13 protein-coding genes are annotated in these 15373 nt (G+C 70.1%); 4 read left to right on the top strand and 9 right to left on the bottom strand.

The window, feature by feature from the left end; translation table 11 throughout:
- The first annotated feature begins 32 nt into the window (after positions 1-32).
- Positions 33-854 (top strand): MBL fold metallo-hydrolase, encoded by an 822-nt coding sequence (locus OCS65_RS04610; protein WP_006945056.1) that lies wholly within the window; start codon positions 33-35, stop codon positions 852-854.
- A 16-nt stretch (positions 855-870) separates the two neighbouring features.
- Here the strand turns inward: OCS65_RS04610 and OCS65_RS04605 are convergent, their stop codons facing one another.
- From OCS65_RS04605 to OCS65_RS04590, 4 genes are all read right to left on the bottom strand, one after another.
- Positions 871-1881 carry a dihydroorotate dehydrogenase-like protein gene (locus OCS65_RS04605; RefSeq protein ID WP_263508988.1) on the bottom strand — a complete coding sequence of 337 codons (1011 nt, stop codon included), beginning with the start codon at positions 1879-1881 and terminating at the stop codon, positions 871-873.
- Positions 1881-5453, bottom strand: coding sequence for a pyruvate:ferredoxin (flavodoxin) oxidoreductase (gene nifJ, locus OCS65_RS04600; protein WP_263508986.1), 3573 nt, complete (start codon positions 5451-5453; stop codon positions 1881-1883). Before nifJ ends, OCS65_RS04605 begins: the two co-directional genes overlap by 1 nt.
- Positions 5450-7126 carry an NAD(P)-binding protein gene (locus tag OCS65_RS04595; protein WP_065922009.1) on the bottom strand — a complete coding sequence of 559 codons (1677 nt, stop codon included), beginning with the start codon at positions 7124-7126 and terminating at the stop codon, positions 5450-5452. Before OCS65_RS04595 ends, nifJ begins: the two co-directional genes overlap by 4 nt.
- A gap of 128 nt (positions 7127-7254) precedes the next feature.
- The gene (locus OCS65_RS04590; RefSeq protein WP_029546394.1) at positions 7255-7749 is read right to left on the bottom strand and encodes an ArsI/CadI family heavy metal resistance metalloenzyme; all 495 of its coding nucleotides are present in this window, start codon (positions 7747-7749) and stop codon (positions 7255-7257) included.
- A 91-nt stretch (positions 7750-7840) separates the two neighbouring features.
- Here OCS65_RS04590 and OCS65_RS04585 point away from each other — a divergent pair, with 91 nt between their 5' ends.
- Entirely contained in the window at positions 7841-8200 is a 360-nt protein-coding gene (locus OCS65_RS04585) for an Rv2640c family ArsR-like transcriptional regulator (protein ID WP_006935749.1), read from the top strand.
- A gap of 76 nt (positions 8201-8276) precedes the next feature.
- Positions 8277-9440, top strand: coding sequence for an IS30 family transposase (locus OCS65_RS04580; RefSeq protein ID WP_029546562.1), 1164 nt, complete (start codon positions 8277-8279; stop codon positions 9438-9440).
- A 48-nt stretch (positions 9441-9488) separates the two neighbouring features.
- On the opposite strand, the gene OCS65_RS04575 is transcribed toward OCS65_RS04580, so the two are convergent.
- The 5 genes from OCS65_RS04575 to OCS65_RS04555 form a co-directional block, all read right to left on the bottom strand.
- Entirely contained in the window at positions 9489-10364 is an 876-nt protein-coding gene (locus OCS65_RS04575; protein ID WP_044475904.1) for an amidohydrolase family protein, read from the bottom strand.
- 83 nt (positions 10365-10447) lie between these two features.
- Positions 10448-11203 carry an iron ABC transporter ATP-binding protein gene (locus OCS65_RS04570; protein ID WP_231772395.1) on the bottom strand — a complete coding sequence of 252 codons (756 nt, stop codon included), beginning with the start codon at positions 11201-11203 and terminating at the stop codon, positions 10448-10450.
- Entirely contained in the window at positions 11200-12186 is a 987-nt protein-coding gene (locus tag OCS65_RS04565) for an iron chelate uptake ABC transporter family permease subunit (protein WP_006935732.1), read from the bottom strand. The genes OCS65_RS04570 and OCS65_RS04565 overlap by 4 nt, the downstream gene beginning before the upstream one ends.
- Entirely contained in the window at positions 12183-13211 is a 1029-nt protein-coding gene (locus OCS65_RS04560) for an ABC transporter permease (RefSeq protein WP_029546397.1), read from the bottom strand. Before OCS65_RS04560 ends, OCS65_RS04565 begins: the two co-directional genes overlap by 4 nt.
- A gap of 13 nt (positions 13212-13224) precedes the next feature.
- Positions 13225-14193: a siderophore ABC transporter substrate-binding protein gene (locus OCS65_RS04555; RefSeq protein WP_006935723.1), complete on the bottom strand. Its 969-nt coding sequence runs from the start codon at positions 14191-14193 to the stop codon at positions 13225-13227.
- A gap of 170 nt (positions 14194-14363) precedes the next feature.
- On the opposite strand from OCS65_RS04555, the gene OCS65_RS04550 reads away from it, so the two are divergent.
- A complete protein-coding gene (locus tag OCS65_RS04550) occupies positions 14364-15368 on the top strand; it encodes an acrylyl-CoA reductase family protein (RefSeq protein ID WP_006935722.1) in 1005 nt (334 codons plus the stop codon).
- Positions 15369-15373 lie beyond the last annotated feature (5 nt).

Raw genomic sequence — 15373 nt, 5'->3', positions numbered from 1 at the left:
GCCCCCTTCCCTCGTCTGGAATCGTAAGGGTCGTGAGCACGCCACCGGGTCCGGATGCCGCCACATCCGGTGTGCGCTGGCTCGGACATGCCAGCGCGCTGATCATGGACCGCGGGACGGTCGTCCTGACCGATCCGGTGCTGACCGACCGCGTCGCGCATCTGCGCCGCCGCCGGGGGCCCACCCCGATCGGGCCGCACGTGCGCAACCCGGACGCCGTCCTGCTCTCGCACCTGCACGCCGACCACACCCACCTGCCGTCGCTGCGGCTGCTCGACCCGGACGTTCCGATCGTGGCCCCGTGGCGGGCGATCGACGGCCTGCCCGCGCTGCGCCGATTCGCCGACCGCCTGGTGCCGCTGCGGCCCGGCGACGAGACACGGATCGGCACGCTCACCGTGCGCGCCGTGCCCGCCCGACACGACGGGCGGCGCTGGCGACGCGGCCCGGAACTCGCCCCGGCGATCGGGTACGTCGTCGAGGGGGACCGGCGGACTTACTTCGCCGGCGACACCGACCTGTACCCGGACCTCGCCGACCACGTCGGCCCGGTGGACCTCGCGTTGCTGCCCGTCGGGGGCTGGGGTCCGACCCTCGGCAACGGCCACCTCGACCCGTCCCGGGCCGCGGTCGTCGCGCGCCTGGTGGCGGCGGGCCTGGCGGTGCCGATCCACTACGGCACGCTGTGGCCGATCGGCCTCGACGCCGTACGCCCCCGGTTGTTCTTCGGTCCGGGCGCCGAATTCGTCCACCACGCCCAGCGGGCGGGGATCGTCGCGGTGGAATTGCCCCCGGGTGGCGCACTCGGCGCACCGGGCGCCGGCCCCGGTTCGCCGGGACCACACCGCGTATGAACTCGGCCACCTCGGCTCACGGGATGCCGTAGGCGCGGTGGTCGGCCTCGCGGAGCGCGCTCACGTAGTCGCCTCGTCCGCGGCCGGTCCCGTCCGCGCCGGGCGGCACGGCGCGCATCCCTCGGAACTCGTCGACGCTGCGATACCCCTTGCGGCGCATCCACTCGCGCACGCCGTCGAGCAGGACGGCGGCGTAGTCGGGACCGTGGCGCAGCAACGCCGAGGCGGACTGCACGACGTCCGCGCCGGCGAGCAGGTACTTGATCACGTCGGTGGCGTCCTCGACGCCGGTGGTCGCGGCCAGGTCCGCACGCACCCGTCCACGCAGCAACGCGATCCAGGTCTGCGGCAGCCGGGTTTCCGCAGGGGTCGAGAGGGTCACGGCAGGCACCACGGTGAGGGTTTCGGGATCGATGTCGGGCTGCAGGAACCGGTTGAACAGCACCAGCCCGTCGGCCCCGGCCTCGTCGAGGCGAAGCGCCATCTCGCCGATCGAACTGAACTGGGGGCTCACCTTGACCGCCACCGGCACGGTGACGGCGTCCGCGACCCGGGCCAGGACGTCGAGGTGCCGTTGTTCGACGTCCCGGCCGCTGATGTGCGGATCACCGGGCAGGTAGTAGATGTTCAGCTCGATCGCGGCCGCACCGGCGTCCTGCATCGACCGGGCGTGGCCCGCCCACCCGCCCGGGGTGACGCCGTTCAGGCTGCCGATCACCGGGACGGCGACCGCCTGCGCGGCGCGTTCGAGCAGACTCAGGTAGCGGCGCGGTCCGTGGTCCTCGACGGCTTCCTCCGGAAAGTACGACAGGGACTCGGCGTAGCTCTGCGAACCGTGCTCGGTCAGTGCCGCATTGCGCTCCGCTTCGCGCAGCAGCTGCTCTTCGAACAGCGAATAGAGCACCACCGCACCGACGCCTGCCCCGGCGAGCCGCCGGACACCGTCGACCGTGCGGGACAGCGGGGATGCCGCCGCCACCAGTGGGTTCGGCAGGGCCAGGCCCAGATACCGCGTCGACAGGTCCATCAGCGGTCCTTGCGGGCGTCGGCGGTGAAGTGGTGCGACCCTTGCGACGCCATGTCCTCGTACCGGTCCCAGCGCTGAGCGATCGCCTCCTCGGAGAGGCCGAGGAGCCGGTCGTATTCCGCCGGATCGGTGTTGGCGAGCGCGCGGTACCGCAGTTCGCGGCTGCGGTAGTCCTCGAGCGGAATCCTCGGCCGGTGCGAATCGAGCAGGAACGGATTCTGCCCGGCCGCCCGCAACACCGGGTCGTAGCGGATCAGCGGCCAGTGCCCGCTGGCCACCGCGCGGTACTGCTGGTCCATCCCGTGACGCATGTCGATGCCGTGCGCGATGCACTGACTGTAGGCGATCACGAGCGAGGGTCCCTCGTAGGCTTCGGCTTCCCGCATCGCCTGCAACGTGTGTTGCGGATCAGCGCCCATCGCGACCCGGGCGACGTAGACGTTGCCGTAGGCGATGGCCTGCAACGCGAGATCCTTCATCGGGACCGTCTTGCCGCCGGCGGCGAACTTCGCGACCGCCCCGAGCGGGGTGGCCTTGGACATCTGCCCCCCGGTGTTGGAATACACCTCGGTGTCGAGGACGAGGACGTTGACGTTGCGGCCGCTGGCCAGGACGTGGTCGAGGCCCCCGGCACCGATGTCGTAGGCCCAGCCGTCGCCGCCGACGATCCACACGCTGCGCCGCACCAGGTGGTCGAGCACACTGCGCAGGTCGGCGGTTACGGCGGGATCCAGCTCTGCGAGCAGGGTTTCGAGTTCGGCCACCCGCTCCCGCTGGGCGCGCAGCTCGGACTCGCGCAGTTGCGGCGCCGTCAGGATGTCGTCGACGAGGTCGGCACCGATCGCCTCGCGCAGTTCGGTCAGGCGCCGCCGGGCGAGCCGGGTGTGCTCGTCGGCGGCCAGCCGGAACCCGAGCCCGAATTCGGCGTTGTCCTCGAACAGGGAATTGGACCAGGCGGGGCCGCGTCCGTCCGCGTTGGTCGTCCAGGGGGTGGTGGGCAGATTGCCACCGTAGATCGACGAGCAGCCCGTGGCGTTCGCGATCATCAACCGGTCGCCGAACAGCTGGGAGAGCAGCTTGAGGTACGGGGTCTCCCCGCAGCCCGCGCAGGCGCCGGGAAACTCGAACAGCGGCTCGAGGAACTGCGTTCCGCGGACGGTGCCGAAGTCCACCCGAGCCCGGTCGGCCGTCGGCAGCGTCTCGAAGAAGGTGATGTTCTCGCGTTCGGGGGCCACCCGTGGTTCGCGGGGGGCGAGGTTGATGGCCTTGGTCACCGTCGCGCCGGGGGCCACGGCAGGACAGGCCTCGACGCACAGCCCGCATCCGGTGCAGTCCTCGGCGTAGACCTGCAGGGTGTACCGGGCATCCGGCAGGCCCACAGCGCCCAATGCCGCCGAGCCGAACTGCCCCGGGGCACCGTCCAAGTGGGACTTGTCGTAGAACTTGGTACGGATCACGCTGTGCGGACAGACGAAACTGCAGTTTCCGCACTGGATGCAGGTGTCCGGGTCCCACACCGCGACCAGTTCCGAAATGTTGCGCTTCTCGTAGGCGGTGGTGCCGCTCGGGTAGGTGCCGTCCACGGGAAACGCGCTGACCGGCAAGGTGTCCCCGCGCCCGGCCATCATCTCCGCGGTGACGGTGCGGACGAACTCGGGCGCGTACTCGGGCACGATCGGCGCCGGCACCCGCGTGGTGGTCACCCGGTCGGGCACATCGATCCGGTGCAGCTCTTCCAATGCCCGGTCCACCGCGGCCAGTTCGCGCCGCAGCACGTCGGCTCCGCGGTTGCCGTAGGTCTTCTCCACCGACTTCTTGATCCGGGCGACGGCCTGCTCGCGCGGCAGCACATCCGAGATCGCGAAGAAGCAGGTCTGCAGCACGACATTGATCCGCCCGGCGAGCCCGACCTCACGAGCGATCCGGCCCGCGTCGACCGCATACAGCGTGATCCGTTTGTCGAGGATCTGTTCCTGGACCCGGCGGGGCAGCGCGTCCCAGACCTCGTCCGGCCGGTGTCTGCAGTTCAGCAGGAGGGTCGCTCCCGGCGCGGCCGGCCCCAGGACGTCGATCTTGTCGAGGAATCGGAACTGATGGCAGCCGACGAGGTCCGCGCGGCTCACCAGATACGGTGCGCGGATGGGCCGTGGCCCGAAGCGCAGGTGCGAGACGGTCTGCGAGCCGGACTTCTTCGAGTCGTAGACGAAGTAGCCCTGCGCGTGCAGGTGCTCCTCGTCGCCGAGGATCTTGATGGTGTTCTTGTTGGCCCCGACGGTGCCGTCGGAGCCCAGGCCGTAGAAGATCGCCCGCACGGTGTCGGAGGATTCGATGTCGAAGGACGGGTCGTAGGTGATGCTGGTGCCGGACACGTCGTCGTCGATGCCGACGGTGAACCGGCGCCGGGGCCGCTCGCGGGCGAGCTCGGTGAAGACGCCGGCGACCATGCCGGGCGTGAATTCCTTCGACGACAGGCCGTAGCGTCCGCCGCAGACCCGGGGCATGACGGCCCGCTCACCGTCGGCATGTGCCTCGGCGAGGGCCGCGACGACGTCGAGATACAGCGGCTCGCCGAGCGAACCCGGTTCCTTGGTGCGGTCCAGCACGCCGATCGTGCGCACCGTCGCCGGCAGCGCCGCCGACAGCGCCTCGGCGGGGAAGGGCCGATACAGCCGCACCTGCACCACCCCGACCCGCTCACCGCGGGCGGTGAGCGCGGCAGCGGTTTCGGCCGCGGTGTGCGCCCCGGACCCCATCAGCACCAGCACCCGTTCCGCCTCGGGGTGCCCGGTGTAGTCGACGATGCGCATGTCGCGGCCGGTGCGCTCTCCCAACCGCGCCATCAACTCGTCCACCACCGCCGGAACCCGGGCGTAGAACGGGTTGACCGTCTCACGCGCCTGGAAGTAGGTGTCCGGGTTCTGCGCGGTGCCCCGGATGAACGGCCGCTCCGGCGACAACGCGCGTCCGCGGTGCTCGCGGATCAGCTCCTCGGGCACCAGGGCCCGCAGGTCGTCGTCGGCCAGCGTCTCGATGGTGTTGAGCTCGTGCGAGGTGCGGAAGCCGTCGAGGAAGTGCACGAATGGCACCCGCGTCCGCAGGGTGGCGGCCTGCGCCACCAGCGCCAGATCGTGCGCCTCCTGCACCGAGGCCGAGGCGAGCAACGCGAACCCGGTCTGGCGCACCGCCATCACGTCCGAATGGTCACCGAAGATCGACAGTCCCTGCGCGGCCAGGGACCGGGCGGCGACGTGCATGACCGCCGAGGTCAGCTCACCGGCGATCTTGTACATGTTCGGGATCATCAGCAGCAGCCCCTGCGACGCGGTGAACGTCGTCGCCAGTGCCCCGCCCTGCAGCGCGCCGTGCAGCGCGCCCGCCGCGCCGCCCTCGCTCTGCATCTCCACCACACTCGGCACGGTGCCCCACACGTTCGGCCGGTGCCGGCTGGACCATTCGTCGGCCAGCTCGGCCATCGCCGACGACGGGGTGATCGGATAGATGCAGCACACTTCGTTGAGCCGGTAGGCAACCGACACGGCCGCCTCGTTACCGTCCACCGTGGCACGCGTCATGTCGGCTCCGGAAACATCTCGATGGCGTGGACCGGGCACTGCTCGAAGCACTCTGCGCAGCCGGTGCACTTGTCGTAGTCGTACCGGTAGCCGTGGCCGGCACCCAGCTTGACGATCGCGTCCTCCGGGCACGCGCCGAGACAGCCGTCGCACTCGAAGCAGTTGCCGCACGACAGGCACCGGCCCGCCTCGAACGTCGCCGCCTCGGCCGATACCCCGCCGACCACCTCGTCGAACCCGGAAACACGTTGCTCGACAGGCAGTTCGGGCTGCACCCGCCGATCCGCGTCGGCGAAGTACCACAGGTGCAGCTGGTCGAACGTCGCGATCGGATGCTTGGCAGGCCGCTCGTCGGGCACTCGGCGCAGCCAGGCGTCGATGTGGTGTGCCGCCTTCTTCCCGTGCCCCACCCCCACCGTCACGGTGCGCTCGCCGGGCACCATGTCGCCGCCCGCGAACACCCCGGAGCAACCGGTCATCAGCGACCCGTCCACCCGCACGCTGCCGTCGCGCTCGAACTCGACTCCGGGCAGCGTGCGCATGAACGCCGACTCGGTCTCCTGGCCGATCGCCATGATCAGGGTGTCCGCGGCCAGGGTCTCGAAACGTCCGGTCGGCCGCGGACGACCGGACTCGCCGAGTTCCATGACCTCGACCTGCAGTTCGGGACCGTCGAAGGCGGTGACCGTGCGCAGCCAGTTGATCCGTACGCCTTCGCGTTCGGCGTCCTCGGCTTCCTCCTCGTGGGCGGACATCTGCTCGCGGGTGCGGCGATAGACGATGACCGCGTCCTCGGCCCCGAGCCGGCGGGCCACCCGGGCCGCGTCCATCGCCGTGTTGCCGCCGCCGTAGACGGCAACGTGCCGCCCGACGGCCGGGGGTTCCCCGGCGGCGACACCGCGCAGGAACGACACCGCGTCGATCATCGTGCCCGCGTCGCAGGCCGGGATATCGACCCGTTTGGCCAGATGCGCGCCGACCGCGACGAAGACCGCGTCGAAACCACCCTCGGCGCGTTCCGCCGCGAGGTCCTCGACCCGGTGGTTGCAGGTCAGCTCCACGCCCAGCGCCGCGACCCGCTCCAGTTCCGCCTCGAGCACGTCGCGCGGAAGCCGGTAGTTCGGGATGCCGTAGCGCATCATCCCGCCGGGCTCGGCGCCGGCGTCGCGGATCTCGACGTCGTGGCCGCGGCGGGCGAGGTGACAGGCAGCGGACAGCCCGCTCGGTCCGGCACCGATCACCAGTACCCGCTTGCCGCTGCGGGCGGGCGGCGGCTCGAACATCCAGCCCTGCTCGCGCGCCCGGTCCCCGAGAAACCGCTCCACCGAATGGATGGACACGGCGCTGTCCAGAGTGGCGCGGTTGCAGACGGATTCGCAGGGGTGGTAGCACACCCGGCCGTGGATGGCGGCGAACGGATTGTCGGCGACCAACTGCCGCCAGGCCTGCTCGTAGCGGCCGGCCTTCGCGTGCGCCAGCCAGGCCTGGATGTTCTCCCCGGCGGGGCAGCGGGCGTTGCAGGGCGGCAACAGGTCCACATACACGGGCCGACGCCGGCGCACCGGCCCCGCGCGGGGACGGCCGTGCACCAGATCCGGCAGCGGTGTGAGCTCCTCCGACGGCCGGGCCGGACGCCCGCCCGTCGCCCCGCCACTGCGCTCGTCGGCAGTCATCCCCTCACGATAGGGCTCCGGCCGGGTGTCCGGCACCGGATTGCGGCGGCACGGACGTCCCGACGACCCGTCTCCGACGGATCGGGCCCGCTACGGACATGCGTCCGTAGCGGGCCCGTGGGTGTCGCTCAGCAGCACGTCGTCGCGGCGGGCGCCTTCTCGGTGCCGGTCGCCGGTTCCTGCTCGGCGGCGGTGCCGCAGCAGACTCCCTCCGAGTTCTCGCCCTGGTCGAGCAGCTTCGGGCTCGTGCCGAAGGTGTCGCTGTCGGCGAGGACGGTGTAGACCTCCCACTTCTCCCCCGCCGGGCCGGTGACCCACACCTTGTCCTGGGTGGCGAAGCAGCACGTGGTGCCGATCTCCTCGTCGGTGAACAGCCCTTCGTCCGTGAGGCGGGCGATTTCGGAGTGCACCTTTTCGCTCGACTCCACCTCCACCCCGAGGTGGTTGATCGAGCCGCCCTTGCCCGCGTTCTCGATCAGGACGAGCTTCAGCGGCGGCTCGGCAATCGCGAAGTTCGCGTAGCCGGGCTTCACCTTCGCCGGCTCGGTGCCGAACAACTTCGAGTAGAACGTCACGGCCTCCTGCAGATCGTCGACGTTGAGGGCGAGCTGAACGCGGGACATGATGACCTCCACCTGTGAGACATACATCGAATTAGTACGCCCACTGTCACCCCCTTTTTGACATATGTCAAGAGGGGTGGATGATGGAGACATGCCCAAGGCGCTCCCGGTCATCGACGTCTCCGCCCCCATCTGCTGCGCGCCGGTCTCGGCCGCACCGATGAGCGAGGCAGCCGCCCTCGAGGTGGCGCTGCGGCTCAAGGCGCTCGCCGACCCGACCCGGATCCAGCTGATGTCGATCCTGCTCACCACGCGGGAGGACGACGTCTGCACGTGCGACCTGGCGTCGGCCGTGGGCCTGACGGAGTCGACCGTCAGCCACCACCTCGGCCAGCTCCGCAAGGCCGGGATGGTGCAGTCCACGCGCCGCGGCATGAACGTCCACCATCGCGCCTGCAACGAGGCTCTGCAGGCACTGCGTCTCGTCCTCGACCCCAACTGCTGCACGTGAGAGGGGCCGAATGTCACATGGGTTCGATCACGGCTGACTCAGGTGGTCCATGCGACACGCTCCCTGACCAGGGGAGATGTCAGTGGGTCGAGCAGCACGAGAGGCGAAGAAGGCTAGGTTCTTCGCCATGCGCATGACGAAGGTGTCGATCGCCAAGGCCGCAGCCGCGGTCGGTGTCAGCCGACAAACCGGCTACCGGTGGGAGGACGAGGCCAACGGCACCGTCCGCCGTGCCCCGCACTGGGAGCACGGCGGACGGTCGTTGTCCCTGGGCGAGCGGGAGCTTGTCGCCCTCGGACTCGCCCGCAACGAGTCGGTCCAGACGATCGCCGCGCACCTGGGCCGGCACCGGTCGGTGATCTACCGGGAGATCGAACGCAACAGCAACCGCGACGGTAGCTACCGCGCCGTGTCGGCCCACGCGCGGGCCTGGACCCGAGCACTGCGACCGAAAGTCGCCAAGCTGATGGCCGCACCCGAGTTGCGCGCGTATGTCGTCGCCAAGCTGAAGCTGCGCTGGTCCCCGCAGCAGATCTCGGCCAGGCTGGTGGTCGACTTCCCCGACCGAGCGGAGATGCGGGTGTCCCACGAAACCATCTACCAGGCCGTGTATGTGCAACTGAAAGGCGAACTGCGAAAAGAGCTTTCGGAGTATCTGCGGCGCCGGCACACCCGTCGGGTGCCGCAGGGGCGAGTGCCGAGCAGTGCCCGCCATATTCCCGACAAGATCCTCATCTCCCAGCGGCCCGCCGAGGTCGAGGACCGGGCGGTGCCCGGGCACTGGGAGGGAGATCTGATCATGGGGGCGCGCAACCGCTCGGCGATCGGCACCCTGGTCGAGCGCACCACCCGGTACGTGGTGTTGCTGCACCTGCCGAAGGTCCGCGACGTGTCCGGCGTCCGCGATGCGATGATCGCCGCGATGCGGTCGTTGCCGGAGGTGATGCAGCGGTCGGTGACCTGGGATCAGGGCCACGAGATGCGTGCTCATGCCCAGATCACCATGGCCACCGACGTCGCTGTCTACTTCTGCGATCCGCACTCGCCGTGGCAGCGCGGCACCAACGAGAACACCAACGGTCTGCTCCGGCAGTACTTCCCCAAGGGCACCGACCTGTCGGTGTACACGCCCGAGGACCTGCAGCAGGTCCAGGACGAGTTCAACGGCCGCCCCCGGCAGACGCTACGCTGGCGCACGCCAACCGAAGCGTTCACCGAGCTTGTCGCATCGGCCGCCTGAAACCGCCCACATCGAACCCATGTGACATTCGGCCACACAGCCCCCGGCTCACACCGCGCCGAACAAGACCTGTGCGTTGTCCCAGCACACCGCGCGGACCCATTCGCTGCCGAGACCGAGCCGTTCGACCGCCTCGAGCTGATGGACGTACGGGTACGGGATGTTCGGGAAGTCGCTGCCGAACAGCACCTTCGAACCCAGTGCCTGCAGCCGCGGCAGCTCGTCCTCCGGGAACGGCATCGACTCCTGCGTGAAGTCGGTGAACGCCATGGTGGTGTCCAGGTGCACCCGCGGGTACTTCTCCGCCAGATCGAGGAACTGGCGGTACTCCGGCATGCCCATGTGCGCGACGATCAGCGCCAGCCGCGGGAACCGTTCCAGCAGCGCGGCGATCGGTCCGGGCCCGGTGTGCGTCCCCGGAGCCGGTCCCGATCCGCAGTGGATCACGATCGGCACGCCGGCATCCTCGAGCAGTCCCCACACCGGGTCGAGCAGCGGGTCGTTGGGGTCGTAGTCGCCGACCTGGATGTGCGACTTGAACACCCGTGCCCCGTGCTCGAGTGCCGCGGCCACGTAGCCGGCGGCGTCGGGCTCGGGATAGAACGTCGCGGTGTGCAGGCAATCGGGGGTGCGGGCCGCGAAGTCCACCGCCCACGCGTTCAGCCACGCGGCCATCGCGGGCTTGTGCGGATAGAGCATCGCCGTGAACCGGCGGACCCTGAAACCCCGCAGCCGCTCGACGCGCTCCTCCTCGGCGTGCCGGTAGGTGATGGGCCACGCCCGGCCCACCAGCGGCCCGGCGGAGTCGAAGTAGCTCCACACCTTGTCCATCACGTTCGACGGCATGAAGTGGGTGTGCACGTCGATAAGGCCGTTGAGGCCGTGCCGGGCCCGGAAGTCGGCCACCTGCTGCGCTTCGTCCATCACCCGAAGGTAGCGACCCCGTCGCCGGTGCGTCTTTTGGGCTGCCCCAGCCGCCCGAAGGACACACCGGCGCCGGAGGCGCCTCAGAAGTACACGGCGATGCGACGGCCGTCGATCTCGTGCACGGCGATGTCCATGTCGTACACCTTGCGCAGCACCTCGGGCTGCAGGATCTCGTCGACGCCCCCGTCCGCGACGACGGCGCCGTCGCGCATCGCGACGATGCGATCCGAGTGGCACGACGCGAAGTTGATGTCGTGGATCACCAGGATCACGGTCTTGCCCATCTCGTGGGCCATGCGTCGCAGCAGCTGCATCATGTGTTGCGAGTGCTTCATGTCCAGGTTGTTGAGCGGTTCGTCGAGCAGCACGTAGTCGGTGTCCTGCGCGAGCACCATCGCGACGAACGCGCGCTGCCGCTGTCCGCCGGAGAGCTGGTCGAGGAAGCGGTGCTCGAACCCGCCCAGGCCGGTGTACTCGAGGGCACGGTCGACCGCGTCGTGGCAGGCCGCCGAGAGCCGGCCTTTCGAATGCGGGAAGCGCCCGAACTCGACGAGTTCGCGCACCGACAATCGCACCGCCGTGGTGTTGTCCTGGCGCAGCACCGACAGTTTCTTCGCCAGCGCGTCCGAGGGGGTGGCCCGCAGGTCGAGCCCGTCGATGCTGACCGATCCGGCGTCGGTGTCGAGCAGCCGCGCGACGATGGTCAGCAGTGTCGACTTGCCGGCGCCGTTGGCACCGATGATCGACGTGAGGCCGCCGCGCGGGACGTCGAGGTCGACGGGCCCGAGCACGGTGGTGCCGGCGTAGTTCTTGGCGAGGTCCCGAACGGTGATCACAGGCGCGCACCCCTCACGAGCAGGGAGATGAAGTAGATGCCGCCGACGAAGTTGACGACGACGATGAGGCTCGAGTTGTAGTCGAGCAGCCGGGCGAGGACGAACTGCCCGCCGACCAGGGCGACGATCGCGACAAGCGTCGCGGCGGGCACCGTCCAGCGGTGCCGGAACGTGCCGACGAGTTCCCGGGCCAGGTTGGCCACCAGCAGCCCGAGGAACGTGATGGGCCCGACGAGCGCAGTGGACACCGAGACCAGCACCGCGACGACGATCAGCGCGCGGGTGACGACGCGCCGGTGGTCGACGCCGAGGCCGATCGCGTGCTCGCGGCCCAGTGCGACGACGTCGAGCTGACGCAGCAGCGGCACCGAGAACGCCGTCGCCGCGACGACGAGCAGGGCCGACACGACGAGCAGGTCGACCTGCACGTTGTTGAAGCTGGCGAACAGCACGTCCTGCAGGGTCATGAAGTCGTTGGGGTCGATCAGCCGCGACACCAGCGACGACAGCCCACCGAACAGCGCGCCGAGCACGATGCCGACGAGCACCAGCACGTACAGGTCGCGGGATCCGCGGTCGAAGAGCCATCGGAACAGCACGAGCGCGAAGCCGACCATGGCGAGCACCTCGACCCCGAACTTCAGGCGCGGATCCAGTGTCGCGAGGGCGCTCGCGCCGAACAGGAACACCACGAGGGTCTGCAGCAGCATGAACAGGCTGTCGAAACCCATCACGCCCGGGGTGAGGATGCGGTTGTTGGTGACGGTCTGGAAGATCACCGCGGCGAAGGCGGTGGCGTAGCCGACGAGCACCATCGACAGCACCTGCCGGCCGCGGATCTTCATGGCGAAGTCCCACGAGCCGGTGACGAAGAGGAACAGGTAGGCGCACACCGCCAGTGCGGCGACGACGGCGAGCACGACGAGCACGCGGGCAGGGTTCCGGCGACGGGTCGCGGCGGGTGCGGCGACGGCCGGGCTCATCGCGGTCCTCGCCGGGTGCGCAGGATCAGCGCGATGAACACGACGGCGCCGACGACGCTCGCGACGGTGCCGACCGGGATCTCGTACGGGTAGCGGAGGACGCGGCCGACGACGTCGCACGCGAGCACGAATCCGGCGCCGGCGAGCGCGGTGATCGGCAGGACGCGGCGCAGGTTGTCGCCGAGCGCCAGGGTGACGAGGTTGGGCACGACGAGACCGAGGAACGGGATGGCGCCGACGACGACGGTGACGACGGCGGTGGTGACGGCGACGACGACCATCCCGATGTTGATCACCAGCTGGTACGGGACGCCGAGGTTCTTCGCGAAGCCCTCACCGAGGCCGGCCACGGTGAAGCGGTCGGCGTACAGATAGGCGACGGCCATGACGGCGACGACGACCCAGATGATCTCGTAGCGGCCGCGCAGGATGCCGGAGAAGTCACCGCTGGTCCAGGTGTTCAGGGCCTGCATCAGTTCGAGCCGGTAGGCGAAGAACGTGGTGACGGCCATGACGACGCCGCCGAACATGAGGCCGACGAGCGGTACGACGATCATGTCGGTGAACCGGACGCGGCGCAGGAGCCGCAGGAACAGGAAGGTGCCGACGAGGGAGAAGGCGACGGCGACGAGCATCTTGCCGAGCACGGACTGTCCGCCGAGGAACAGGGTGGCGACGAGGATGCCGAGCAGGGCCCATTCGACGGTGCCGGCGGTGTCCGGCGCCACGAACCGGTTGCGGGTCAGGTGCTGCATGATCAGGCCGGACACGCTCAGGGCGGCGCCGGCGAGCAGGATCGCGATCAGGCGGGGCACGCGCGAGACGAAGAACACCTCGAGGGTCGCGGTGTCGCCGCGCAGCAGGTCGGCGGGGGTGACGTCGGCGACGCCGACGAACAGGGACGCGAAGGCGGCGACGGCGAGCAGCGCCGCGCCGATCAGGACGGGACGCAGACGCGCGGCGGGGCCGGCGGCCGCACGCGGGGTGCGGTCGCCGGCCCTGCCGGTCGTTACCGGGGAGCTCACGGGCGGGAGGCGGTCATGCCGCCGCGGCCTTGCCGACGGCCTGCCCGACGACGTCGATCTGCGACTGGACGGAGCTCAGCGCGCTCGGCGCCATGTACCAGGTGTACAGGTCGAGGTAGGTGATCCGGCCTTCCTTCGCGGCGGTGGTGCCGCCGACGAGCGGGTTGTCGAGGACTCGGGACGCGTTGGGGCCGGTGGTGTCGCCGAGGGGTGCCTCGCGGTCCTGAACGAACATCAGGTCGGGGTCGGCCTGGGCGATGTACTCGAAGGACACGGCGTCACCGTGGGCGACGTCGTCGGCGAAGGTCTCCGACACGGGCTTGACGCCGAGGTCGTGGATGATCCCGTACCGGGAGCCGGGTCCGTACGCGGTGACCTCGGCGGCCTCGACGCGCGTGATGAGTCCCCGCAGGTTCGCCTGTGCGGCGGCAGCGGACACCGCGTCGAACGACGCCTCGATGCCGGCGAACTTCTCCTCGAACGCGCCCTCGGCGCCGAAGATGGTGGCGAGGTTGCGGTTCTGCTTCGCGACGCTGGCGAGGAAGTCCTTGGCGTCGACGGAGAGGTCGACGGTCGGGGCGATCTCGCTGAGCGCGTCGTAGCTGGTGGCCGACCGGGCGGCGACGATGATGAGGTCGGGCTCGAGGGCGTTGACGGCCTCGAAGTCGGGCTCGAACAGCGAGCCGACCTTGGCGACGTCGTCGCCCCGGTAACGCGCGAACGATTCGGGCCAATTCGTGAGCGCGGGGACGCCGACGGCGTCGGGCAGGTCGAGGTCGATCATGGACTGCAGCACGCTCTGGTCGAAGACCACGACCCGTTCGGGATCGACGGGCACCTCGGTATCGCCCTGGGCGTGACTGATGACGACGGTCTCGCCGGTCTCCGCCGCGGTGTCGGAGGAGGTGTCGGAGGAGCAGGCGGAAAGCCCGAGCGAGGCGGCCGCGACTAACGCGACGGCGGCGGACAACCGGATACGCATGGGCAATCTCCTTGAAAATTGAACTTCCGAGGTAGACGGAGCCACCCGCGCAGCCCCACCCACCGCCTCGAACTCAGCCAAGCGTTGCCTAACTTAGCATGCCTTTACTTACCGTTGGCAAGGGTCGTGTCGCCCCACGGACGAGCGCGCCGCCCACTACGGTCGGACCCATGACCTCCACCACGTTCTCCGCCTGGGTCGCGCGCGAGCACGACGACGCGATCGACTTCGCCCCCGAGACCGTCGACGAGACGATGCTGCCCGACGACGGCATCACCGTCCGCGTCCTGCATTCGAGCATCAACTACAAGGACGCCCTCGCCGTCGTCCCGCGCGGCGGCGTGGTCCGCAACTACCCGATCATTCCCGGCATCGACCTTGCCGGTGAGGTCGTCACCTCCGATCACCCCGACTTCGCGCCCGGGGACCGGGTCCTTGCGCACGGCTACGAGATCGGCACCGGCCGCCACGGCGGCTACGCCGAGTACGCCCGCGTCCCCGCCGACCAGCTCGTCCGGCTCGGCGAACTCTCCACAGCCGACGCCGCCGCCATCGGCACCGCCGGATTCACCGCGGCGCTGAGCGTGCAGGCCCTGCTGCGGCACGGCCTGACCCCGGACGACGGGCCCGTCGTCGTCACCGGCGCCTCCGGCGGCGTGGGCACCGTCAGCGTCGACCTGCTCGCCGCCGCCGGATTCGAGGTGGTCGCCTCGACCGGCAAGCCGGAAGCCCACGACCTGCTCACCGAACTGGGCGCCGCCTCGGTGATCGGGCGGCTGCCCGAGGACCCCGACGCGAAGCCGCGACCGCTCGGCAAGGCGATCTGGGCCGGGGCCGTGGATTGCGTCGGCGGCGCCACACTCGCCCACGTCCTCAGCACCGTCCAGTGGGGCGGCGCGGTCGCCGCCAGCGGACTCACCGGCGGCGCCGCCCTGCAGACCACGGTGATGCCCTTCATCCTGCGCAGCGTCGCCCTGCTGGGCATCGACTCGGTGCAGCTGCCCATCGGCCCGCGCCGGGCGCTGTGGGAGCGCCTCGCGGGCGACCTGCGGCCCCGGCACCTGGCCGACATCACCCGCCACATCCCCGCGCGAGAGCTGGTGCCCGCGCTCGACCTCGTGCGGGCCGGCAAGTTCACCGGGCGCGCGGTGATCGAGGTTGCCGGCGGATTCTGAGGGCT

It is taken from the genome of Rhodococcus aetherivorans, from assembly GCF_025722975.1.
Taxonomy (GTDB): Bacteria; Actinomycetota; Actinomycetes; order Mycobacteriales; family Mycobacteriaceae; genus Rhodococcus; species Rhodococcus aetherivorans.
This window is presented reverse-complemented; position numbering and strand designations above follow the sequence as displayed.

Coding starts and splice junctions, on each gene's coding strand:
- OCS65_RS04590 (WP_029546394.1), bottom strand. CDS start 7,749: ATGTCCCGCGTTCAGCTCGCCCTCAACGTCGACGATCTGCAGGAGGCC.
- OCS65_RS04580 (WP_029546562.1), top strand. CDS start 8,277: ATGTCAGTGGGTCGAGCAGCACGAGAGGCGAAGAAGGCTAGGTTCTTC.
- nifJ (WP_263508986.1), bottom strand. CDS start 5,453: ATGACGCGTGCCACGGTGGACGGTAACGAGGCGGCCGTGTCGGTTGCC.
- OCS65_RS04595 (WP_065922009.1), bottom strand. CDS start 7,126: ATGACTGCCGACGAGCGCAGTGGCGGGGCGACGGGCGGGCGTCCGGCC.
- OCS65_RS04550 (WP_006935722.1), top strand. CDS start 14,364: ATGACCTCCACCACGTTCTCCGCCTGGGTCGCGCGCGAGCACGACGAC.
- OCS65_RS04575 (WP_044475904.1), bottom strand. CDS start 10,364: ATGGACGAAGCGCAGCAGGTGGCCGACTTCCGGGCCCGGCACGGCCTC.
- OCS65_RS04605 (WP_263508988.1), bottom strand. CDS start 1,881: ATGGACCTGTCGACGCGGTATCTGGGCCTGGCCCTGCCGAACCCACTG.
- OCS65_RS04585 (WP_006935749.1), top strand. CDS start 7,841: ATGCCCAAGGCGCTCCCGGTCATCGACGTCTCCGCCCCCATCTGCTGC.
- OCS65_RS04555 (WP_006935723.1), bottom strand. CDS start 14,193: ATGCGTATCCGGTTGTCCGCCGCCGTCGCGTTAGTCGCGGCCGCCTCG.
- OCS65_RS04565 (WP_006935732.1), bottom strand. CDS start 12,186: ATGAGCCCGGCCGTCGCCGCACCCGCCGCGACCCGTCGCCGGAACCCT.